Annotated in this window: 21 protein-coding genes; 12 read left to right on the forward strand and 9 right to left on the reverse strand. The window is 72.4% G+C overall.

Annotated features, from left to right (window positions below; all coding sequences use genetic code 11):
* Positions 1 to 9: 9 nt before the first annotated feature.
* Positions 10 to 519, reverse strand: a complete 510-nt coding sequence (locus DEJ06_RS01310; RefSeq protein WP_111038145.1) for a 2'-5' RNA ligase family protein — start codon at positions 517 to 519, stop codon at positions 10 to 12.
* A 177-nt stretch (positions 520 to 696) separates the two neighbouring features.
* Here DEJ06_RS01310 and DEJ06_RS01315 point away from each other — a divergent pair, with 177 nt between their 5' ends.
* Genes DEJ06_RS01315 through DEJ06_RS01325 form a run of 3 tightly spaced genes read left to right on the forward strand, consistent with a single transcriptional unit; the run spans position 697 to position 3,364 of the window.
* Positions 697 to 1,647: a MetQ/NlpA family ABC transporter substrate-binding protein gene (locus tag DEJ06_RS01315; RefSeq protein ID WP_110863447.1), complete on the forward strand. Its 951-nt coding sequence runs from the start codon at positions 697 to 699 to the stop codon at positions 1,645 to 1,647.
* The gene (locus DEJ06_RS01320; RefSeq protein WP_111038146.1) at positions 1,647 to 2,693 is read left to right on the forward strand and encodes a methionine ABC transporter ATP-binding protein; all 1,047 of its coding nucleotides are present in this window, start codon (positions 1,647 to 1,649) and stop codon (positions 2,691 to 2,693) included. The genes DEJ06_RS01315 and DEJ06_RS01320 overlap by 1 nt, the downstream gene beginning before the upstream one ends.
* Positions 2,690 to 3,364, forward strand: coding sequence for a methionine ABC transporter permease (locus tag DEJ06_RS01325; protein ID WP_017888525.1), 675 nt, complete (start codon positions 2,690 to 2,692; stop codon positions 3,362 to 3,364). The genes DEJ06_RS01320 and DEJ06_RS01325 overlap by 4 nt, the downstream gene beginning before the upstream one ends.
* Before the next feature lie 521 nt (positions 3,365 to 3,885).
* On the opposite strand, the gene DEJ06_RS01330 is transcribed toward DEJ06_RS01325, so the two are convergent.
* Complete coding sequence (locus DEJ06_RS01330; RefSeq protein ID WP_071405095.1) at positions 3,886 to 4,662, reverse strand: endonuclease/exonuclease/phosphatase family protein; 777 nt, start codon at positions 4,660 to 4,662, stop codon at positions 3,886 to 3,888.
* A 133-nt stretch (positions 4,663 to 4,795) separates the two neighbouring features.
* Positions 4,796 to 6,205: an MFS transporter gene (locus DEJ06_RS01335; RefSeq protein WP_111038147.1), complete on the reverse strand. Its 1,410-nt coding sequence runs from the start codon at positions 6,203 to 6,205 to the stop codon at positions 4,796 to 4,798.
* A gap of 239 nt (positions 6,206 to 6,444) precedes the next feature.
* Between DEJ06_RS01335 and DEJ06_RS01340 the strand changes: the two genes are divergently transcribed.
* Complete coding sequence (locus tag DEJ06_RS01340) at positions 6,445 to 7,692, forward strand: hypothetical protein (RefSeq protein ID WP_111038148.1); 1,248 nt, start codon at positions 6,445 to 6,447, stop codon at positions 7,690 to 7,692.
* 95 nt (positions 7,693 to 7,787) lie between these two features.
* Here DEJ06_RS01340 and DEJ06_RS18160 read toward each other — a convergent pair whose 3' ends face one another.
* From DEJ06_RS18160 to DEJ06_RS01355, 3 genes are all read right to left on the reverse strand, one after another.
* The gene (locus DEJ06_RS18160; RefSeq protein WP_181436873.1) at positions 7,788 to 8,279 is read right to left on the reverse strand and encodes a pyridoxamine 5'-phosphate oxidase family protein; all 492 of its coding nucleotides are present in this window, start codon (positions 8,277 to 8,279) and stop codon (positions 7,788 to 7,790) included.
* Between the two features lie 381 nt (positions 8,280 to 8,660).
* Positions 8,661 to 9,323 carry a hypothetical protein gene (locus tag DEJ06_RS01350; protein ID WP_111038150.1) on the reverse strand — a complete coding sequence of 221 codons (663 nt, stop codon included), beginning with the start codon at positions 9,321 to 9,323 and terminating at the stop codon, positions 8,661 to 8,663.
* A 205-nt stretch (positions 9,324 to 9,528) separates the two neighbouring features.
* Positions 9,529 to 10,638 (reverse strand): LLM class flavin-dependent oxidoreductase, encoded by a 1,110-nt coding sequence (locus tag DEJ06_RS01355; protein WP_111233255.1) that lies wholly within the window; start codon positions 10,636 to 10,638, stop codon positions 9,529 to 9,531.
* 124 nt (positions 10,639 to 10,762) lie between these two features.
* Here DEJ06_RS01355 and DEJ06_RS01360 point away from each other — a divergent pair, with 124 nt between their 5' ends.
* Positions 10,763 to 11,701, forward strand: coding sequence for an SDR family oxidoreductase (locus DEJ06_RS01360; protein WP_111038151.1), 939 nt, complete (start codon positions 10,763 to 10,765; stop codon positions 11,699 to 11,701).
* A gap of 60 nt (positions 11,702 to 11,761) precedes the next feature.
* Here the strand turns inward: DEJ06_RS01360 and DEJ06_RS01365 are convergent, their stop codons facing one another.
* Entirely contained in the window at positions 11,762 to 12,553 is a 792-nt protein-coding gene (locus tag DEJ06_RS01365) for an NRDE family protein (protein ID WP_181436872.1), read from the reverse strand.
* 64 nt (positions 12,554 to 12,617) lie between these two features.
* On the opposite strand from DEJ06_RS01365, the gene DEJ06_RS01370 reads away from it, so the two are divergent.
* The 7 genes from DEJ06_RS01370 (at position 12,618) to DEJ06_RS01400 (ending at position 18,275) form a co-directional block, all read left to right on the forward strand.
* Positions 12,618 to 13,886, forward strand: a complete 1,269-nt coding sequence (locus DEJ06_RS01370) for a phosphopantothenate--cysteine ligase family flavoprotein (protein WP_111038350.1) — start codon at positions 12,618 to 12,620, stop codon at positions 13,884 to 13,886.
* Between the two features lie 95 nt (positions 13,887 to 13,981).
* Positions 13,982 to 14,380: a hypothetical protein gene (locus tag DEJ06_RS01375; protein ID WP_181436871.1), complete on the forward strand. Its 399-nt coding sequence runs from the start codon at positions 13,982 to 13,984 to the stop codon at positions 14,378 to 14,380.
* The gene (locus DEJ06_RS01380; RefSeq protein ID WP_163342685.1) at positions 14,377 to 15,168 is read left to right on the forward strand and encodes a YqjF family protein; all 792 of its coding nucleotides are present in this window, start codon (positions 14,377 to 14,379) and stop codon (positions 15,166 to 15,168) included. The genes DEJ06_RS01375 and DEJ06_RS01380 overlap by 4 nt, the downstream gene beginning before the upstream one ends.
* A complete protein-coding gene (locus DEJ06_RS01385; RefSeq protein ID WP_111038154.1) occupies positions 15,165 to 15,632 on the forward strand; it encodes a DUF1810 domain-containing protein in 468 nt (155 codons plus the stop codon). Before DEJ06_RS01380 ends, DEJ06_RS01385 begins: the two co-directional genes overlap by 4 nt.
* A 189-nt stretch (positions 15,633 to 15,821) precedes the next feature.
* Positions 15,822 to 16,472, forward strand: a complete 651-nt coding sequence (locus DEJ06_RS01390; RefSeq protein ID WP_111038155.1) for a GntR family transcriptional regulator — start codon at positions 15,822 to 15,824, stop codon at positions 16,470 to 16,472.
* A gap of 176 nt (positions 16,473 to 16,648) precedes the next feature.
* Positions 16,649 to 17,104: a MarR family winged helix-turn-helix transcriptional regulator gene (locus DEJ06_RS01395; RefSeq protein WP_027466277.1), complete on the forward strand. Its 456-nt coding sequence runs from the start codon at positions 16,649 to 16,651 to the stop codon at positions 17,102 to 17,104.
* 298 nt (positions 17,105 to 17,402) lie between these two features.
* Positions 17,403 to 18,275 (forward strand): phospholipase, encoded by an 873-nt coding sequence (locus tag DEJ06_RS01400; RefSeq protein WP_111029332.1) that lies wholly within the window; start codon positions 17,403 to 17,405, stop codon positions 18,273 to 18,275.
* Between the two features lie 164 nt (positions 18,276 to 18,439).
* On the opposite strand, the gene DEJ06_RS01405 is transcribed toward DEJ06_RS01400, so the two are convergent.
* Together DEJ06_RS01405 and DEJ06_RS01410 are read right to left on the reverse strand one after the other, a co-directional pair.
* Positions 18,440 to 19,246 (reverse strand): family 1 encapsulin nanocompartment shell protein, encoded by an 807-nt coding sequence (locus DEJ06_RS01405; RefSeq protein WP_111038156.1) that lies wholly within the window; start codon positions 19,244 to 19,246, stop codon positions 18,440 to 18,442.
* On the reverse strand, positions 19,243 to 20,298 hold the full coding sequence (locus tag DEJ06_RS01410; RefSeq protein WP_111038157.1) for a Dyp-type peroxidase: 1,056 nt from the start codon (positions 20,296 to 20,298) through the stop codon (positions 19,243 to 19,245). The genes DEJ06_RS01405 and DEJ06_RS01410 overlap by 4 nt, the downstream gene beginning before the upstream one ends.
* Between the last annotated feature and the right edge of the window lie 131 nt (positions 20,299 to 20,429).

Genomic DNA, 20,429 nt, shown 5'->3' on the forward strand with positions numbered 1-20,429 from the left:
CGCGCCCCGCTAGTCGGTCGTGAACGCGAGCGGCGTGATCGTCCGCGTCTCGCCGTCCCAGTGCCGCACGCCGCCGACGTCGAGCGTCTCCGGCAGCGGCACGGCGCGCAGCGCAGCGACGGCGCGCGGCAGGTCCTCGTCACGCACCCGGCGAGCCAGAGTGACGTGCGGCGACCAGTGCCCGGGCAGTGACGTCTCGACGCCGCCGGGCGCGACCGCGTGCACCTCGCCGTGGAAGGTCGTGAGCGCCGCGTCGAGGACCACCGCGCGCACCAGCACCGACCGACCGGCACCCGCGGGGAAGAGCAGCAGCCCGCCGAGCCGGATCGCGGTCGGGACCGACGTCCGGAACCCGGCCGGCACGGGCAGCGTGTCCCCGGCGGCCAGGGTGACGTGCGGGGCGTTCGACGGCGACGGGTGCCGACCGAGGCTCGGCAGGTCGGCGTCGATCAGGGCCTGCCAGGCGGACCGCACGGCGGCGTCCGACTCCGGGCCGAGGACGAGTTCGATGCTGCGCACGATCCGAGTCAACCAAGTCGTGTCGGGACGCGTGCTCCGACGCAGGCGGCACGGATCAAGTGCTGCGTAACACGACGGAACGGAACTCGCACCGGGGGTGGACCGCACGTCACACTCGTCTCCACGCCGCGGACCACCGCGGCTCCCCCACACGCACGGCCCACGAGGAGCACCAGCATGTCCGCAGCCCCCGCACTGCCCGAGAAGCCGAAGGGCAAGCGCCCGATCGGCTGGATCGTCGCGGCCGCGATCGTCGTCGTGGCGATCGTCGTCGCCGTCGTCGTCGGCGCCCTCCGCTCCGGGAGCAACGACGCCGGTGCCGCCGGTGACGCCGCCCCGAAGACCGTCACGATCGGTGTCGCGGACAAGTCGCTCGGCTACTGGAGCACGTACACGAAGCTCGCGAAGGACAAGCTCAACGTCACCGTCAAGCTGACGAACTTCTCGGACTACTCGCTGCCGAACCCCGCCCTCAAGGACGGCCAGCTGGACATCAACCAGTTCCAGCACATCCAGTACCTGGCGGACTACAACGTCACCTCGAACGACGACCTGCAGCCGATCGGCTCGACCGCCGTCTACCCGCTGCCGCTCTACGCGACGAAGTACGACAAGCCGTCCGAGCTGCCCGCGAACGCCAAGGTCGCGATCCCGAACGACTCCATCAACCAGGCCCGTGCGCTCCTGATCCTGCAGGCTGCCGACCTGATCACCCTGAAGGACGGCGGCTCGGCGTTCTCCACCGCCGACGACATCGAGACGAAGAAGGTCGACGTCCAGCCCCTCGACGCCTCGCAGACCGCGAACGCGCTGCAGCAGGGCTCCGTCGCCGCCGCCGTCGTGAACAACAACTTCGCCACCGCCGCCGGTCTGCCGATCTCGGACGCGATCTACCAGGACGACCCCTCGAGTGCGAGCGCCGCCCCGTACGTGAACGTGTTCGCCGTCCGCGACGAGGACAAGGGCAACAAGACCTACCTCGACCTGGCCGAGCTGTTCCAGGACGACGCCGTGCAGAAGGCCTTCGCGAAGGACCTGCCCGAGGCCGTCGCCCGCGACGAGAGCGCCTCGAAGCTGCAGGACGAGCTCGCCCAGGTCGAGCAGGACGCGAAGGCGGCCAAGCAGTAGTGCCGGTCCTCGTCGAACTCCGCGGCGTCTCGAAGCACTACCGCCGCGCCGACACCGGCGAGACCGTGGTGGCCGTCGAGGACGTCTCCCTGGACGTGCACCAGGGAGAGGTCCTCGGCGTCATCGGGTACTCCGGTGCCGGCAAGTCCACCCTGGTCCGCCTGGTCAACGCGCTGGAGCTGCCGAGCTCCGGCACGGTGACCGTCGCGGGCCGCGAGCTGACGGCGATCCCCGAGCGGGACCGCCGTCTGGCGCGTCGCAACATCGGGATGATCTTCCAGCAGTTCAACCTGTTCCGGTCCCGCACGATCGCCGGCAACGTCGCGTACCCGCTCAAGGTCGCCGGTGTGCCGAAGGCCGAGCGGAACCGTCGCGTCGCCGAGCTGCTCGACTTCGTGGGCCTGCTCGAGCGCGCCCACGCCTACCCGGAGCAGCTGTCCGGCGGCCAGAAACAGCGCGTCGGCATCGCCCGCGCCCTCGCCGCGTCGCCCGACCTGCTGCTCGCCGACGAGGCGACCAGCGCTCTCGACCCGGAGACCACGTCCGAGGTGCTCGCGCTGCTCCGCCGGGTCAACCGGGAGCTCGGCGTCACCATCATCGTGATCACGCACGAGATGGACGCCGTCCGGCAGATCGCCGACCGGGTCGCCGTGATGGAGCAGGGGCGGGTCGTCGAGGTCGGGGACGTCTACGACGTGTTCTCGACCCCGAAGACCGGTGCCGCGCAGCGCTTCGTCCGCACCGCGCTGCACGACCGGCCCTCCCCCGAGACGCTCCGGCGCCTGCGGGACCGCCACCCGGGTCGGCTCGTCACGGTGCAGATCACCGACGAGGCCGGGCTGCAGAACCGCATCGACGCAGCGTTCCGCGCCGCCGGGGTCACCGCCGAGCTCGTCTACGGCGGGGTCGGCGAGATCCGGGAGCGTCGGATCGGGTCGCTCACCTACGAACTGAGCGCGCCCGGCGCCGAGCCCGGCGCCATCGACGCCGCGATCGCCGCACTCCGCGCCGACGGCGTCACGACCGACGAGGAGGCCGCCGCGTGAACAACAACTCGTTCCAGAGCGTGATCGACACGTTCGACGTCTTCCTCGCCGCCATCCGCGACACCATCGTGATGTCGCTGATCTCGCTGGTCATCGCCGGGGTCATCGGCCTCGCGCTCGGCCTGCTGCTCTACGCGACCCGGCCGGGCAACGTCCTCGGCAACCGCACCGCGTACACGGTGCTCAACGTGTTCGTGAACCTGATCCGCCCGATCCCGTTCGTGATCTTCCTCGCCGCGATCGCGCCGCTGTCGCGGGTCGTCGTGCAGACCACGATCGGTGTCCCCGCGGTGACCTTCGCGATCTCGTTGGCCGCGGCCTTCGCGGTGTCCAGGATCGTCGAGCAGAACCTGCTGTCGGTCGACCCGGGCGTCGTCGAGGCGGCCCGGGCCTCGGGTGCGCACCCGGTCTCGATCCTGCTGACCGTGCTCATCCCCGAGGGTCTCGGCCCCCTGATCCTCGGCTACACGTTCATCTACATCGGCATCGTCGACATGACGGCGCAGGGTGCGCTGATCGGTGGTGGCGGGCTCGGCGAGTACGCGATCACCTACGGCTCGCAGCGCTACGACTGGTGGGTGGTCTACGTCTCGGTGGCGGCGATCGTCGTCATCGTGCAGCTCGGCCAGTTCATCGGCAACCGCTTGGCGCGGGCGACGCTGCGTCGCTGACGCTTGCGGGTTCCGAGGGCAACCGCCTGGAGGCCCGGTGCCGGTCCACGAGACCGGCACCGGGCCTCCGGTGCGTCGCCGCCCGGACGGACGCGCCCAGCGTCGTGCGCCGAGCGGTCACGACTCCCCGCTCACCTCCGCCGAGGTCGCACGAACCGTCGCCCGACGCCCCCGCAACCGACAGTTTGCGACCACTCGTCGTGCAACCTCGGCACGTCGTGCGACCTCGGCACGTGCTGCCGAGCGGTCACGACTCCCCGCTCACCTCCGCCGAGGTCGCACGAACCGTCGCCCGACGCCCCCGCAACCGACAGTTCGCGACCACTCGGCGCCGCGCACGCGGCATGTCGTGCAACCTCGGCACGGGTTGCCGAGCGGTCACGACTCCCCGCTCACCTCCGCCGAGGTCGCACGAACCGTCGCCCGACGCCCCCGCAACCGACAGTTCGGGACCACTCGGCGATGCGCACGCGGCATGTCGTGCGACCTGGGCGGCCGACACGAGCGGCCGCCGACGCGTGTCAGGCGGCGGGAGCCTCGACGGTGGTGACGGCGCCGGTCTCGCCGGGGTGCTCGTAGTGGGCACGCACCAGGATCGGGCGGTGGTCGGAGATGCCGGCCGGCAGGGTCTCGACGCCGGCGATGTGCAGGCCGACACTCGTCGCGAAGTCGAAGTGGCCGGTGAACTTGCGGTAGCGCAGGTACGTCGGCTGGTCGGACAGCGACAGCGCGAACCCGCCCTGCTCGATCTTGCGGCGCAGGTTCGTCTGGAACCACGGGTAGTTGAAGTCGCCGACCATGACCGCGGGGACGTCCTTCGCCAGCTCGCGCAGGAACTGGTGCGCGGCCTCGATCTGCTTGCGGCGCAGGGAGTTCGTCGCGGTCAGCGGTGAGGCGTGGAACGAGGCGACGACGACCTCGGCATCGGCCTCGGTGTCGCGCAGGTGCATCGCGATGAGCCGTTCGTGCGCGGGTGCGAGGACCCGGTCGTGCAGCGACTTCTGCAGCGAGTGGATGCTGAAGTCCTGCACCTCGAAGCGGTCGTCGCGCTTGTAGATCGCGAGTCCGAGTCGGTTGGTGCGGGTCGACGCGGCGAGCGAGAGGCCACCGATCGACGGTGCGAGGTCGTTGCTGTCGCACTCCTGCACGCACAGGACGTCGGCGTCGGACGCCTCGGCCAGTGCGGCGAGCTCGCTGTTCGCGGTGTGCTCGCGGAGGTTGTAACTGACGACACGGAGCTGCGTGGGCTGCACGGTCTGCTCTGATGCGATCGTGCTCTGCTGCTCTGGCGCGGCCATGCTGCCTTCCTGTCCGGGTGTTCCGGTCACCCTGCCGCGGTCACCGTACTCGGGTACCGCGGACGGTTGCTGAGACTGTAACGCCTGCCGGGTTTCGTCCGTGTGACCGTGACGGAAACGGACAGCGGCGGGATCAGGCGCGGACACGGCGGACCGGGCGGACGGTGTCGCCCGCTGTGCGACTCATCAGGATGCCCTCGATGCAGGCGACCACGAGCAGGGCGGCGATGACCCAGAACGCGGCCGCGTACGGTCCGTCGCCGCCCAGCCCGGAGGCCGCGCGGATGGCCACGGCGGCGACGGCGACACCGAAGCCCGCGGCGGTCTGCTGCAGCGTCGACGACAGCGTGTTCGCGGGGGTCATGTCGGCCTGCTCGACGTCGGCGAAGGCGATGGTGTTGTACGCCGTGAAGCCCACGGAGCGGGCGGCACCGCTGACGACGAGCAGCACGGCGAGCAGCCAGAACGGGGTGTCCTCGGTCATGAACGCCATCGCGACCACGGTCAGCGCGGCGACGGCCGACGACACGATGATCACCGGGCGGTAGCCGAACCAGCGGAGGAACGGGGTCGTCATCGGCTTGATGCCGAGGTTGCCGACGAACACCCAGAGCACGGCGGACCCGGCGAGCACGGCGCTCCAGCCCCAGGCGTCCTGGAACAGCAGCGGGAGCACGAACGGCACCGCGGACACCGCCAGGCGGAACAGGCCGCCGCCGGCGTGCGACACCCGGAAGGTCTCGAGCCGGAACGCGTCGAGCCCCATGATCGGGTGCGGAGCCCGGCGGAAGTGCCGGATCGCGAGCCAGCAGCACACCGCGCCGAGGATGCCGGAGACGACGACCGCGGGGACCGGCACGACGTCGAGCGCGAGCAAGGACGCCATGACCACGAGCGAACCGAGCCCGACGCAGGCGAGCAGCGACCCGAACCAGTCGAACGGCACCCGCTGCGCCGCACGCTCCTGTGGCACGAGCACCAGGGCGGCGACGAAGGCGATGACGCCGAGCGGGATGTTGATGAGGAAGATCCAGTGCCACGACAGCGTCTCGACGAGCACGCCGCCGATGAACGGCGCGATGATCGGTGCGGCGAGGGCCGGCCAGGTCAGGATGGCGATGGCGGTGACGAGTTGTTCACGCCCGGCGCTCCGGAGGACGACGAGCCGGCCGACGGGCACCATGAGCGCCCCACCGAGGCCCTGCAGGATGCGCCACAGCGTCAGCTCGACCAGCCCGGTGGACAGCGCGCACAGGGCGGACGCGATCGTGAACAGCGCGATGGCCCCGGCGAAGACCGTCCGGGAACCGATCCGGTCGGTGAGCCAGCCGGACACCGGGATGAACACCGCGAGGGTCACGAGGTACGCGGTGATCGTGACGCCCACCGCGGCGGAGTCGACCCCGAGGTCACGCCCCATCGCCGGGGCGGCGGTCGCCAGGATCGTGCCGTCCAGGAGCTCCATGAAGAAGGTCCCGGCCACCAGCACGGCGACCGCCGTGCTGTGCGTCCGTCGTCTGGGTGTCGTCGCCGTCGTCGTCATCGCCCACCGAGACTATGCCCGCGGACGTCCGCGCCGTCACGGACGGGCCGCCCACCGGACGGGACACCTGGCGCGACACCGACCACCCGCCGGACGCCGCACCCGCCACCCACCGGACGCGACGCAGCGCACACGACGCGGGACAGGCCTCCAGGCGCAGTTCCGGGCGATCCTCATGCTCGGGCCGACTACCCTGGCCGGGTGCCGACCCGACCACCCGAACGCCGAGGAACTCGCGCGTGAGCCGCACCGACAGCGCCGGTGTGGTCGCCGCGGGCACGGCCAGCGGTCGACGACGTGTCCTGGACACCGTTGCCTCGTTGCCTGCGTGGGCGGCGGTCCTGCTCGTCTGGACGGGCGGCCGGGTCCTGTCGACCCTGTGGCTCGCGCTCGCGTACCCGCTCATCGGTCGCGCGCTTCCGGGCAACGCGATCTGGGGCAACGAGCACGGCTTCGGTGCCTTCCTGGTGGCCTGGGACGGGCAGTACTACGAGCAGATCTCGCTGCACGGGTACCCGGACGCGCTGCCGCTCGACGCCGCCGGCAACGTCGCGCAGAACGCCTGGGCCTTCCTGCCGGCGTTCCCCTTCACGATCCGGGCGCTGACCGCCTCGACCGGGGTGCCGTTCGAACTCGGTGCCCCGCTCGTCGCGATCGTCGCCGGGCTGCTCGCCACCTACCTGCTGCACCGCCTGGTGCGGGACCGTGCCGGGCACGCCGCCGCGATGTGGGCGGTCTTCTTCTTCAGCTGCGGTCCGCTGTCGTTCCTGCTGCAGGTCGGGTACGCGGAGAGCATGTTCCTCGCGCTGTCGTTCGGGGCGCTGCTCGCCCTGGAGCGTCGGCGCTACGGGCTCCTGACGGCACTCGGCGTCGCCGCGGCGTTCACCCGCCCCGGTGCCCTGGCGATCCCGCTCGTGCTCGGCGTCGTCGCACTCGTGCGGTGGGTCCGTGCACGGCGCGAGACCGGCCGGGTGTTCGAGGGCTTCCCACTCCGCGAGCAGGTCCGGGTCGTCGCCGCGGGGCTGACCATGGTCCTCGCCGGGCTCGCCTGGCCGGTGATCGCCTCGCACGCCACCGGGACACCGAACGCCTATCTGGAGACCGAGATGTCCTGGTGGGTGAACTTCATCGGCCGGGTGGATTTCGTCCCGCTGACGCCGTGGTTCCTCATCGCGGGTCGCTGGCTCGGCGTGGGCGGGATCCTGATCGTGGTGTTCCTGCTCGTCACGTACCCGATCTGGCTGCTCCGCCGCTCGACGCTGCGGCTCGGGCCCACGACGGTGCTGTACTCGGCCGCGTACGCGCTCTACATCTTCGCGGTGTCGCTGCCGATGGCCTCGACCCCGCGGCTGCTCATGCCGCTCGCGCCGCTGTTCGGGTCGCCCGAGCTGGTCGCGAAGCCCTGGATGCGGTGGACCTTCGTGACGGCCGCGTTGGCCGGGCAGCCGGTCCTGGTCGCGGTGCTGTGGCTGCTCGGCCCTCCGTGAGCGGCTGACGCACAGCCCTCGCAGGCACGTGCCCCGACATGACGCGACGCCGCCGTCCGGACAGGACGACGGCGTCGCGCGTCACGCGTTGCGCCTCAGAGCTCGACCGTGCCGTGGTCGCCGGTGTCCGGCTGGCTCTGCTTACCGAGCGCCGCCTTGAACATCTGCACCAGACTGCCGACCGGCCCGGTGTCCTGGGTCCAGTACTCGGCTGAGACCCCCTCGACCGTGAGCAGCCGGATCGACGGGTCCTGACGGCCCTCGGGGAACCAGGCCTCGGCGAACGGGGACCACAGCTCGTCGACGACCGAGTCGTCCTGGGTCACGGTCGCGGTCCCGGCGATGGAGAGGTACCCGCCCTGCGACTCGATCGAGACGTTGACGTGCGGGTTCCGCGCGATGTCCTCGACCTTCTCGCTGCCGTCCTGCACCAGGAACCGCAGGGTCCCGTGGAACGTCTTGTCCTGCACCGCGAGGGGCCGGGCGTGCAGGTTCCCGTCCTCGCTCACCGTGGTGAGCAGTGCCGTGTGGGCGCCGTGGACGATGTCCGAGATGGCGGCGCGCTGGTCCGTCTGTGTGTCGGTCATGGTGCTCCTTTGCGTCATGCGCCCCGCTTCTGCCGACGTGCGACCGTCGGTGCACGGGGCCGTACCGTTCCGACCAGTGTGCCCCTCCGGCGCTGGACGCGTCAGCCCCGTGCGTCGAGGTGGTCCGGTCGCGGTCGGCCTGGAGGCCCGGTGCACGCCCGCCACGCCGCCCCCGCCCGGCGCGCGCCGGCCTCCGAGCCGTGCATGCGTGTGCAGGAAGCGACACCACACGCGTCGATCGACAGGTGGAACGTCGTTGCATGCACACGCACCGGATGCGTGTGCATCGAGCGACCGGACACGAGTCGATCGACGCGCGGATCGTCGGAACATGCGCACGCACGGAACCGGCGGGCGGCACCGTGGGCGGGCCAGCCGGCGTCAGGCGGGTTCGCGGATCGTGGTCTCGACGTCGACGACCTGCGGGATCTTCGGCATCGAGGCGAAGCCGAACGCCACGGGCGGGTCGAGCGGCGCCAGGTCCCCGAGGGGCTCCCCCGCCCAGGTCCCGCGCACGCCGGTGACGTCGTGCGCCCCGGTGACGCCGTAGTACTCGCGCCGGCCGTTGCCCGCCGAGCCCGCGGTACCGGACCCGGGCGCGAGCAGCCGTGCCACGGGGTCGATCGCGGCGAGCCAGCGCGGGTCGCGGGCGATCGGCTTCGGGACGATGCGCAGGATCCGGCCGAGCGGCGAGATGCCGCCGACGTCGATCGAGGCCTGCAGTGCCCCGGCGGACAGCTCGAGCCCGCGCGCGGTGCGGCGGGCGCGGACGTCGACGACCGAGACCGTGTCGAAGCGGTAGGTGCCGGAGACGTACGCGGCGACGATCTCGTCGGGCGCGAGCAGCACACTGGTGCCGTCGGGAAGTTCGAGGAACACGTCCGTGAACGGCCCGAACGGCGAGCGGTCCCACATGCCGACGACCATCCGGACGCCCGAGGTGGTGCCGACGCCCATGATCCGGCCGCGGAACCGGCGCTCCACGACGGAGTCGGGGGCGTGACCAGCAGCGGGACCGGAGGCGTGGTCGGGGCGTGACGACATGCCCTGGACCGTACCCGCGGCCCCCGTGAGCCGATCTCGGCGGCCGCCCCGGGCCTCCCGGCCGTCACCCGCGCGCCGCACGGACCGGAACCTGAACGCAAAACACCGGTGTCCACGCTCCGAACACCCGCGAAGGGTGGTGTGGAGCGCGAACACCGGTGTTTTGCGGACCGGACCGAACCGGACCCGGACGGGCCCGCGACCGTCAGGCGACGGGGACGGGCTGCGCCAGCAGCTCGCGCACGCGGGGCGCGACCTCGGTGCCGTAGAGCTCGATCGAGCGCATCATGTCGGCGTGCGGCAGGCGACCCGTCGCGTACCGCATGTCGAAGCGCGAGGCGCCGAGGATCCGCATGTTGCGCGCGACCTTCCGGGCGACGGTCTCCGGGGAGCCGACGTACAGCGAACCGCCGGCCGACAGGCTCGCGCGGTACCCGGCGACGTCGAGGGGCGGCCAGCCGCGCTCCCGGCCGAGCTGGTCGGTGACGGCCTTGTGGTACGGCCAGTAGCGCTCGGCCGCCTCTTCGTCGGTGGCGGCCACGAAGCCCGGCGAGTGCATCGCGATGGGCTGCTGCGGCAGGTCGAGCTGCGCGAGGGCCTGGCGGTACAGGCGCGAGAACGGGGCGAACTGGGCCGGCTGCCCGCCGATGATGGCGAGGAACAGCGGCAGGCCGTACGACGCGGCACGGATGACCGACTGCGGGGAGCCACCGACACCGATCCACGTCGGGATGGCGCCGTGCTCGAGCTTCGGGAAGACGTCCTGGTCGACGAGGCCCGCACGCTTCGTGCCGGACCAGGTGACGGCGTCGCCGCCGCGCAGGGCTGCCCAGAGCTGGAGCTTCTCCTCGAACAGGACCTCGTAGTCGCTCAGCTCGTAGCCGAACAGCGGGAACGACTCGGTGAAGGAGCCACGACCCAGGATGACCTCGGCGCGGCCGTTCGACAGGGCGTCGACGGTGGCGAAGCGCTCGTACACGCGGACGGGGTCGTCGGAGGACAGCACCGTGACCGCGGAGCCCATCCGGATGCGCTCGGTGCTGGCGGCGATCGCGGCGAGGACGACCTCGGGGGCGCTCACGACGAAGTCGGCCCGGTGGTGCTCCCCGACGCCGATGAAGTCGACGCCGACCTGGTCGGCGAGGACGGCCTGGTCGACGACGTCGCGGATGCTCTGCGCGTCGGACTGCAGGCTGCCGTCGGCGCGCTCGGTGACGTCACCGAAGGTGTCGAGGCCGAGCTGCAGCGGTCCGATCCGGTCGGGTGCGGGCGGCGGGACGTCCGAGGGACGGTCGGTGCCGAATGCGTTGCTCATGGTGTCCTCCTGGTCGCACTTCCATGCGTTTGCATCAAAATAGCACGGCCCGGGCGCGCGCGCACCGGGGCCTGGGCCGCGCCCGGACCGGGGTCGACCAGCCCGCACGAGTACGGTCACCCGCATGCCGAACCTTCCCGACCAGACCGGACGCCGCATCGTCGTCACCGGGTCCAACAGCGGCACCGGACAGGAGGCCGCCCTGCGCCTCGCCGGAGCCGGCGCCAGTGTCGTGCTCGCCGTCCGCAGCACCGAGAAGGGCGAGACCGCCGCCGCCGGCATCCGCGCCGCCCACCCCGCAGCCGAGGTGGAGGTCCGCGAACTCGACCTCGCCGACCTGGCGAGCGTCCGCCGCTTCGCCAGCGGCATCGTCGACGAGGAACGTCCGATCGACGTCCTGGTCAACAACGCCGGTGTGATGGCCCCGCCGGAGCGCTTCGAGACCGTCGACGGCTTCGAGCTGCAGTTCGGCACGAACTTCCTCGGCCCGTTCGCCCTGACGAACCTGCTGCTGCCGTCGCTGCTGCGTGCGCGCACGCCCCTCGCCGACGGTCCCCTGGCCGAGGCACCCCGGGTCGTCACGATGTCGAGCCTCGCCGCGATCCCCGGCCGGATCCGCTTCGCCGACCTGCAGTGGGAGCGCGGCTACAACGGCTGGCGCGCCTACGCGCAGTCGAAGCTCGCCGACCTGCTGCTCGCGCTGCACCTGCACCGCCTGACCGTCGAGGCCGACGTGCCCCTGGTCAGCACCGCCGCCCACCCCGGCTACACCCGGACGAACCTGCAGGCCGCGGGACGCTCGCTCGGTCGGTCGAAGCCGGTGCGGTCGAGCAACCGCGCCCTGCCGTTCACCCAGGCCGTCGAGCAGGGCACCGAGCCGCTGCTGTACGCGGCGGTCGGGCCGAACGCCGTGGGCGGCGCGTACTACGGCCCCTCGGGTCCGTTCGGCATGACCGGTCCGACCACCACCGTGTCGATCCCCGGATCCGCGCGGAGTGCCGACCTCGCCCGCTCACTCTGGGCCGTCGCCGAGGACCTCACCGGGACGCGCCCGCCGCTCTAGCCAGACCTGGGCGCGGAGCACGGCCGGGAGGCCCGGGTCGGGTCCGTCGCGTCGCCGGCGTCAGGCGCGGTGCAGCTCCACCGACCCGTCCAGCTTCCCGGGTTCGGTCAGGCGGGCGTGCTGCAGGACGGTGCGGCCCGGCGCGATCGCCGCGGCGACGATCGACAGGGTCGTCATGTGCCCCTCGGCCTCGTGCACGTCGCGGAGGATCGCGTCGGGGTGGTCGCTCGGCAGCGCCGCGGACTCCGCCAGCACGCCGAACCAGCCACCCCAGCCGTCCCCGGCGTCGCCACCGGAGTCCACGGTGCGGAGTTCGTCGAACGGGCCGAGCACCGGCGGGCCGGCCGGGGCGTCGACGGCGTGGAAGGCCTCGAGCCACCGAGCGATGCGCGGCGCCGCGGGGTCGTCGGCCGCACCGTGCGTGACCATGTGGACGCCGGGGCCGAGGTCGGTGGTGCGGACCTGTTCACCGTCCCAGGTCAGCACCGAGGCGCCCTCGGCCGTGGCACGCACCAGGTTGAAGGCCCGGGTGGTCGGCAGGGTGCCGTCGTGTCCGGGCAGCCGGTCGTCGGCGACGGCATCCACGGGCACCACGCCGCGGGTCGTCCACGTGCCGTCGACGCTCGGCACGGGTTCGGCGCGGTTGAGCACCACGGCCAGGCCGGCTCGGTCGGACGCGGCGAGCCACGCACCACCGGCGGAGCGGTCACGGACACCACGGAGGTCCGGGTCGCGGTCCGGCCACCAGGCAGCGGGCGGGTCCCACGGGCGCTCGGGCGACTCGTCCCGCAGGGCGAGCACGGTGACGGGCCACGCGGACCCGGGGTCGACGCGGACGACGACGGTGCACATGCCGTCGATCCTCGCACGTGGCCCCGGTAGCGTGAGCCAGGTGAACGCAGCAGCAGAGCGCGCCCTGACCGTCATCGTGGGGATCACCGGGGGCATCGCCGCCTACAAGGCCGTCGGGGTCGTCCGCGACCTCGTCAAGCGCGGCCACGACGTGCACGTCGTCCCGACCGAGGGCGCCCTGCGCTTCGTCGGACTGCCGACGCTCGAGGCCCTCAGCCGCAACCCCGTCACCACGAGCGTGTGGGACGACGTCGCCGAGGTGCGCCACGTCGCGCTCGGTCGCCGCGCCGACCTGGTCGTCATCGCACCAGCCACCGCCGACTCGTTGGCGCGGATGGCGCACGGCCTGGCGAGCGACCTGCTCGGCACGACGCTGCTCGCGACCGAGGCACCCGTGGTGGTCGCCCCGGCGATGCACCCGCAGATGTGGGAGCACCCCGCGACCCGTGCGAACGTCGCCACGCTGCGTGACCGCGGCGTCCACCTGGTCGGCCCGGTCGTCGGCGCGCTCACCGGCGACGACGCGGGCATCGGTCGGATGGCGGAGCCCGAGGACATCGTCGCCGCAGCGCTCGCCGTGCTCGACGAGCACCCCGCACCGGCCGGCCGCCGCAGTGCGGACACCGGCACCGCGTCCAGCACCGGAGCCCGTGGTGAACAGGGCGACCTGGCCGGCGTCCGTGTCGTCGTCAGCGCGGGCGGCACCCGCGAACCCTTCGACCCGGTGCGGTTCGTCGGCAACCGCTCGAGCGGCCGCCAGGGCATCGCGATCGCCGCGGACGCCATCCGCCGTGGCGCGTTCGTGACCCTCGTCGCCGCGAACGTCGAGGGCTCGCTGACCGCTGGACTGGACGCGACCGTGGTGCCCGTCGGGTCCGCGCTCGAACTCGCCGAGGCCGTGCACACCGCCGCCACCGAAGCGGACGTCGTCGTGATGACCGCCGCCGTCGCCGACTACCGTCCGGCCGAGGTGCTCACCGAGAAGCTCAAGAAGGACGCGCAGGGCGAGCGCATGACGCTCGAGCTGGTGCGGAACCCGGACGTGCTCGCCGACCTCGTGGCGGCACGGCGGACCGGGCAGATCATCGTCGGGTTCGCCGCCGAGACCGAACCCGACCGCGACGCGCGGATCGAGCTCGGGCGTGCCAAGATCAGCCGGAAGCCCGCGGACCTGCTCGTCGTGAACCACGTCGGCTGGTCGGCCGGGTTCGAGCGCGAGGAGAACGCGATCGAGGTCCTGGTGCCCGGTGGCGAGGTGGTCCGCGAGACCTCCGGCACGAAGGCCGAGGTGGCGACGGCGGTCCTCGACCTCGTCGCGACCGCACTGACGTGAATGCACACTGACGAGAATGCGCACTGACGTGAACGCACACTGACGTGAGCAGCGTCTCCGGCTGCTTCCGAGGACGAGCGGGCACGATGGGGCGCATGCGACGACGTGAGCGGATCAAACGTGCCAACCGCACGGCCACCATCCTGGCGGTGGCCCTCGGCGCGGCGGGCACCATGCACTTCCTGCGCCCGACCCACTTCGACCGGATCGTGCCGGAGGCCCTGCCTCCACGGCTGACCACGCTGGCCTCCGGCGTGGCCGAGCTCGGCATCGCCGCCGGGCTCGCGTTCCCCGCGACCCGCCGCGCCTCGGGGTGGGCCGCCGCGGCGCTGTTCGCGGCGGTGTTCCCGGCCAACGTCAAGATGGCGAACGACCTGCTCGACCACCCCCGCTCGAGCCGGGCGATGCGGCTGGTCTCGGTGCTGCGGCTCCCGCTTCAGGCGCCGTTGGTGCTGTGGAGCGTGCGCGTCGGTCGGAACGCACCGAAGCCGTGACCCAGCCGTCGTGGACCCGGGCGGCGGTGCCGCTGCTGCACCGCCCGGTCACCCAGCACGCCTGGGAGGACATCGTGTTCGCGCACTGGCGGCACGACCCGGCGTCGTTGCAGCGGCTCGTCCCCCGCGGGACCCGTCCGGACGTGGTCGACGGCAGCGCCTGGGTGGGGCTGTCGGCGTACGTGTTCCGGGAGACCCGGGTGCCGCCGTTCCCCTCTGCCGGGCGACTCGGCACCATGACCGAGGTCACGATCGAGGTCCTCACGGTGGACGACCAGGGTCGGCGCGGGGTGACCTACCGCACGGTCGACACCGCGAACGTGCCCGCCATCGTGGCCGCGCACGCACTGCTCGGCGTGCCGTACACGTTCGCGCACGCACGTTCCCGTCGCCGCGGTGACGCGGTGGCGCACCGGTCCGTCCGGCACCCGACCCGCGCGCTGCACCCGGTGCGGTGGGCGCGGTCGCTCCGGCAGGAACGCCCGACCGGTGCGGTGCGGCCGAAGCACGCGGCCTCGGTGCGGGTGACTGCCGGCGAGGTCGTCGACACCCCGCTGGCCGCCGAGCTCACCACCCGCGCCGGCATCCACGCGCGGTACCTGGCGCAGACCCTGTTCTGGCAGCGACAGCACCCGGTGCTCACCACCCGTTCGGCCACGCTCGACCGGCTCGAGGGCGACCTGCCCGACGCCGTCGGCATGCCCGGACTGTTCGACCGGGCGCCGGACTCCCTGCTCGTGGTCGACGGCACGACCGTCCGGTACGGCTGGGGCGGGGTCGTCCGATGACGGACGCACAGCCGCACGCACAGGCCGACGACCCGTTCGACCTCGACCGCTTCGTCCGGGCCCAGCAGGGCGTGTACGACGTCGCACTCGACGAACTCCGTCTGGGCCGGAAGTCGTCGCACTGGATGTGGTTCGTGTTCCCGCAGCTGGCCGGTCTGGGGCGGAGCGCCACGGCCGTGCGCTACGCGATCACCGGCGTGGACGAAGCCCGCGCCTACCTGACGCACCCGGTGCTCGGGCCCGGTCTGCTCACTGCGACCGACGTCGCACACGACGCCCCCGCCCGCTCCGCCGACGCCCTGCTCGGGGGCATCGACTCGGTGAAGCTCCGGTCGTCGATGACGCTGTTCGCCCGGGTCGCGACCGACCCGCGGCCGTTCGCCGCCGTGCTGGACCGCTGGTACGCCGGCGCCGAGGACCCGGCCACGCTCCGCTTGCTCGGAGAGCGCTCGGAACGCGATTGACGCACGCGACGCACGACCCACGACCCACGACGCACGACGCGCGTGACCGGCATCTGAACGTCCACACTGACACGCGCTGAGCCGACCGCAACGCCGTTGTCATATCAGGTACGGTGATGCGAGCACGTGCGATGTCGACCGTGCCCGTTCGCCCGGCGCCCCGACGCCGCCGCCCCCGAAGGAGAACGCATGCCGGTCCCCCGCAGCGCCCCGACCGAGCACCAGCTGCTCCGTGACACCGTCCGCCACAAGATCCACGACGCGATCATGGACGGCACGCTCCTGCCCGGGGAACGACTGAACGACGACGAGCTCATCTCGTGGCTCGGCGTCTCCCGGACACCCATCCGCGAGGCCCTGAGCCAGCTGTCCCGCGCCGGCCTGATCGAGATGGCCCCGAACCGGTACACCCGCGTCACCACGCCGGATCCCGCCGAGGTCATCGAAGCGATGCAGACCCTCGGCGTGCTGTTCGGCGGCGTGGTCCGGCTCGCGGTCCCGCGCCTCGGTTCGGCGAGCCGGAAGAAGATCCTGGCCCAGCTCGACAAGACGATCACCGAGCTCGAGGCCCACGAGGTCGCCGCCGTCAACCACGACGCCCTCGACGTCTTCGCCCTGTACGTCGCCGAGTGCGGCAACGAGAACCTGCAGCGCGTCTGCCGCGACACGATGGACGGCCTGGCGTTCCGGCTGCGACTGCCGAACCTCGACGAACTGGTCGACTGGGACCGGATGACCGAGGACTTCCGGCGGCTCCGGGCGGCGACGGAATCCGGCGACAACGTCACGGCCGAGCTCGCGACCGAGGCGATCCACCAGCTGCCGGGCGAGAAGCACTGAGTCCACCTGTACCCGCGTACAGGAACCGCCCGTCTCGCCCACGCGAGGCGGGCGGTCGACGTTCCCCGGGCCTCCCGGTCAGTGGCCCGGCCACGCGCGTGACGCTCCCAGTCCCGGGGCCGCGCGGACCGATAGCATCGCTGGCGACCACCTGAACCAGGCACCCGGAGCAGCACATGAACCCCCGCCCGACGGACCGTACCGAGGTCGCCGCACGCCTGGCCGCCGCGGTCGGTCGGATCAACCGACGGGCCCGCACCGACTCGGCCTCGCTCGGGTACGGCATCGTGTCGGCGCTCGCGTCGATCCAGCGGCACGGACCCCTGCGCCCCGGCGACCTGTCGCGGATCGAGGTGGTCACGAAGCCCACGATGACCCGCATCCTGACCGAGCTCGAGCAGCGCGGCTTCATCCAGCGCGAGGCCGACCCACGCGACGGCCGGGCGTTCATGGTGACGGCCACGCCGGAGGGCATCGAGGCGGTCGAGCAGGCCCGTGCGAACCGCACCGGGATCGTCGCCGAGCTCATCGCCGAGCTCGACGAGTCGGACGTCCAGGCGATCGCCGGCGCCCTGGCCGCGCTCGAGCGTGTCGCCCAGGGCGAGCACGCCCAGGAACCTCACACCTTCTAGGCCCCGCACGACCGTTACCGAACCGTTACCAAGCGGTGGACGGACCGTTCTGCCAGCGTTCCTGGACGCGCTGCCCAGTCTGACCGGTCATGGTGTCGGCTCCGCCTGACCGCGGCCACCCCACGGCTGCTCCCGGCGGACGGACGGGCCCCACACCACCGTCCGGTCCTCACCGGCTCGAGGACTCCTCGTCGTTGCCGACGGTGTCACCGACACCGCCAGCCTCCGGCGTGCCCGCACGACCTCGGTCGCGCGAGCGGGAGTCCCTCCCCCACCGAGCCGCCGACCTGCGGAACCGATGCGACACACCCCTGAGCTCCCCACCACGACGGCCTCGACCCGACGTGAAGCCCTGAACACCCCCACCCGCCGGATGCGTCGGGCCCTGCGGCACCGCGCGACGCTGATCGCCGGCGGCGCGGCGGTCCTGGCCGTCGCCGGTGGCGCCCTGACCGTCGGCACGCAGCCCGCCATCGGCGAGGCCCTCGGCATGCCGACCGGCACCCCGAGCGCCTCGGCGACCGCGGAGCCCGCCCTGCGCGGCACCGCGCTCGACCGTGCCCAGGCCGCCGCCACGATCACCACGGCGAAGACCGTCATGCAGACCGCGAACCACAAGGTCGACACCTCGGCGCTCGAACAGCGCGTCGACGCGCTGAGCGACTACCCGGACCTGTCCGGCGCTGCGCTGACGAACCGCATCTCGACGACGGTCGCGTCGACCACGCACGTCGCCCAGGCCAGCGCCACGCAGGACAAGCGGGACGTCGACGCGAAGGCCGCGGCCGCAGCGAAGGCCGCAGCCGAGCGGAAGGCCGCCGCCGAGGCAGCGGAGGCCGCCCGGAAGCTCGCCGCCGGCAACACCGTCGCCGGCGCCAAGGCCACGGCGAGCTCGCTCGCGTCGTCGGAGTACGGCTGGGGTGCCGACCAGTTCCAGTGCCTGGACAACCTGTGGACCAAGGAGTCCGGCTGGAACTACCAGGCCGTCAACGCGAACGGCGGCGCGACCGGCATCCCGCAGGCGCTCCCCGGCTCGAAGATGGCCACGATCGCCGCGGACTGGCGCACCAACGCCACCACCCAGATCACCTGGGGCCTGCAGTACATCAGCTCGGCCTACGGCACCCCGTGCGCGGCGTGGGGGCACTCGCAGGCGAACAACTTCTACTGATCGGCGCGGGTCGCGACGGCGACCGGCAGACGGACGGGAGGCCCGTGGCGGATCCGCCACGGGCCTCCCGTCCGTTGCGTGGTCGCGGTCAGCCCACCCGCGCGACGCGCACGTCGGTGCGGGCGGGCATCGGACCACGTCGGGCCGACCGTCGTGCCTGCTCCTCAGAGCGACCGGCGGAGGACGACGGATGCCTCGGGGGTGTTCACCTGGAACGCGAAGGTCTCCTCGACGTACATCCTGACGTCGACGCCGTCGTGGCCCAGGTAGCCGAGGGCCAGGTCCTCGCCGACGGTGAACACGAAGTCCCCGCCGCGCTGACTGATCAGCAGCGACTCGTCGATGCCGGGCGCTCGCTCGACCTGACCGCCGGTGATGCCCTCGAGCTGCTCACGCAGGGGTGTGCCGGCGTCGTCGGTCTCGACGATGTCCGCCCAGTCACGCGGGCTGCACGCCAGGGCGTACGGCCCGGCGACCCCGACGTCGCGGAGCGCGGCGACCGCAGCGGTGACCGCGGCCCGGAACGACGTCGGCGAGCCGTCGTGCGACTGCGCGGGCTGGGTCGACGCCTGCCCGGCCCCGGTGATGCCGCCCTCCGGCCACCCCCGGAGCGTCGCCCGGTTCTCGTGGGCCGCGAGCCGCAGCACGGCCGCGTCGAGGTCGCCCAGGTCGACGTCGGTGGCGCCGCGGGAGGAGTCCACGAGCTCTTCGAGCGCGACGCTGAAGGTCGCACGGACCTCGCAGAGCGGCAGGACCCTGCGGCGCCGTGCGGTGATGCCGTCGGCGACCCCGCCGGTCACCGCGTCGGTGCGGCCGAGGTCGACCGAGGACCACTGCCAGCCGCGCGGGCCGTCGAAGTCGACGATGCGCCGCGCGGCGAGCGCCGGGACCAGCCGGTCACGGGCCTCGGCGTCGAGCACCGCCCAGGTGTCGTCGCCGAACGGTGCGAGTTCGCGGAGGAGGTGGTTCATGGCGTGTCCCCTTCCGTGCTGCGGAGTGAACCGATGCCGAGACCGGGACCGGTGGCGTCGGGAGCCGCCACCACGGACGGCGACGGTGGTGCCGCGAGCGCGGCGAGGTCCACCAGACGATCGCGTGCGGGTGCGAAGAACGTCGCTCCGGTGATCGCACGCGAGAAGTCGAGCAGCCGGTCGTACGTCCCGGGAGGATCGCCGACGAACATCCGTTCCAGCATCCGTTCGAGCACCCAGAGCTCACCGCTGTAGCCGATGAAGTAGGTGCCGTACTCCCCGCTGCCGGGTCGACCGAAGGGCATGTTGTCGCGGAGGACGTCGTGCTCGACCCCGTCGTCGTCGACGATGGTCGCGAGCGACTTGTGCGACGGCCGGACCTCGGTGGCGCTGTCCCGCTCCACGTTGTCCGACTTCGACCGGCCGATGATGCGTTCCTGCGCGTCCGTCCCGAGGGCGTTCCACGCCGGCAGGTCGTGCAGGTACTTCTGGACGACGACGTAGCTGCCGCCGGCCCAGTCCGGGTCGTCCGCACCGACGAGTGCGGAGGCTGCCAGGTCCTGTGCGACCGGGTTCGCCGTGCCGTCCACGAAGCCGAGCAGGTCGCGGGTGTCGAAGTACCGGAACCCGCTGACCTCGTCGACCACGGTGACGTGGTCCCTGAGCGCAGCGAGCAGCAGGCGTTCGAACTCGAAGCAGACGTCGGTGCGTTCACCCCGGATGTGGAAGAGCAGGTCTCCCCCGGTGGACGGCGCCGAGTGGACCGGCCCGGTCAGGGCGGGGAACGGGTGCAGCGCGTCCGGGCGGGCGTGCGGCGAGAACCGGTCCCACGCCACCGCCCCGATGCCGACGACGCAGGACAGGTGCGCGTCGAGGTCGCGGAACCCGACCGTCTTCAGCAGGCCGTCGAGGTCGCTGAGGACGTCGCGGACGGCATCGAGGTCGTCGTCGTCCGGCCCGACGTCGAGGGTCAGGAACACCGCCGAACGGGACAGCGGTGCGTCGACGCTCTGCGCGTCGATGGGGACGCGGCTGCCCGGTGCGCCGGGCATCAGGGTGCGCCGTGGACGGAGGCCATGGTGTCCGCCTTTCCTCCGCAGCCGTCCTGACGGTGCGGTTCGGTGCCGTGGGGTGTCTCCCGTCGAGCATCGCCACCCGGCACCTCGTCACGCCTGAGTCGGAT

This window comes from Curtobacterium sp. MCLR17_051 (assembly GCF_003234395.1).
Classification (GTDB): Bacteria; Actinomycetota; Actinomycetes; order Actinomycetales; family Microbacteriaceae; genus Curtobacterium; species Curtobacterium flaccumfaciens.

Excerpts from the sequence above, each read along its gene's own strand:
- DEJ06_RS01395 (WP_027466277.1), top strand. The coding sequence starts at position 16,649 with ATGAACCCCCGCCCGACGGACCGTACCGAGGTCGCCGCACGCCTGGCC.
- DEJ06_RS01330 (WP_071405095.1), bottom strand. The coding sequence starts at position 4,662 with ATGGCCGCGCCAGAGCAGCAGAGCACGATCGCATCAGAGCAGACCGTG.
- DEJ06_RS01375 (WP_181436871.1), top strand. The coding sequence starts at position 13,982 with ATGCGACGACGTGAGCGGATCAAACGTGCCAACCGCACGGCCACCATC.
- DEJ06_RS01350 (WP_111038150.1), bottom strand. The coding sequence starts at position 9,323 with ATGTCGTCACGCCCCGACCACGCCTCCGGTCCCGCTGCTGGTCACGCC.
- DEJ06_RS01365 (WP_181436872.1), bottom strand. The coding sequence starts at position 12,553 with ATGTGCACCGTCGTCGTCCGCGTCGACCCCGGGTCCGCGTGGCCCGTC.
- DEJ06_RS01355 (WP_111233255.1), bottom strand. The coding sequence starts at position 10,638 with ATGAGCAACGCATTCGGCACCGACCGTCCCTCGGACGTCCCGCCGCCC.
- DEJ06_RS01390 (WP_111038155.1), top strand. The coding sequence starts at position 15,822 with ATGCCGGTCCCCCGCAGCGCCCCGACCGAGCACCAGCTGCTCCGTGAC.
- DEJ06_RS01405 (WP_111038156.1), bottom strand. The coding sequence starts at position 19,246 with ATGAACCACCTCCTCCGCGAACTCGCACCGTTCGGCGACGACACCTGG.
- DEJ06_RS18160 (WP_181436873.1), bottom strand. The coding sequence starts at position 8,279 with ATGACCGACACACAGACGGACCAGCGCGCCGCCATCTCGGACATCGTC.
- DEJ06_RS01360 (WP_111038151.1), top strand. The coding sequence starts at position 10,763 with ATGCCGAACCTTCCCGACCAGACCGGACGCCGCATCGTCGTCACCGGG.
- DEJ06_RS01385 (WP_111038154.1), top strand. The coding sequence starts at position 15,165 with ATGACGGACGCACAGCCGCACGCACAGGCCGACGACCCGTTCGACCTC.
- DEJ06_RS01400 (WP_111029332.1), top strand. The coding sequence starts at position 17,403 with ATGCGACACACCCCTGAGCTCCCCACCACGACGGCCTCGACCCGACGT.
- DEJ06_RS01315 (WP_110863447.1), top strand. The coding sequence starts at position 697 with ATGTCCGCAGCCCCCGCACTGCCCGAGAAGCCGAAGGGCAAGCGCCCG.
- DEJ06_RS01335 (WP_111038147.1), bottom strand. The coding sequence starts at position 6,205 with ATGACGACGACGGCGACGACACCCAGACGACGGACGCACAGCACGGCG.
- DEJ06_RS01410 (WP_111038157.1), bottom strand. The coding sequence starts at position 20,298 with ATGCCCGGCGCACCGGGCAGCCGCGTCCCCATCGACGCGCAGAGCGTC.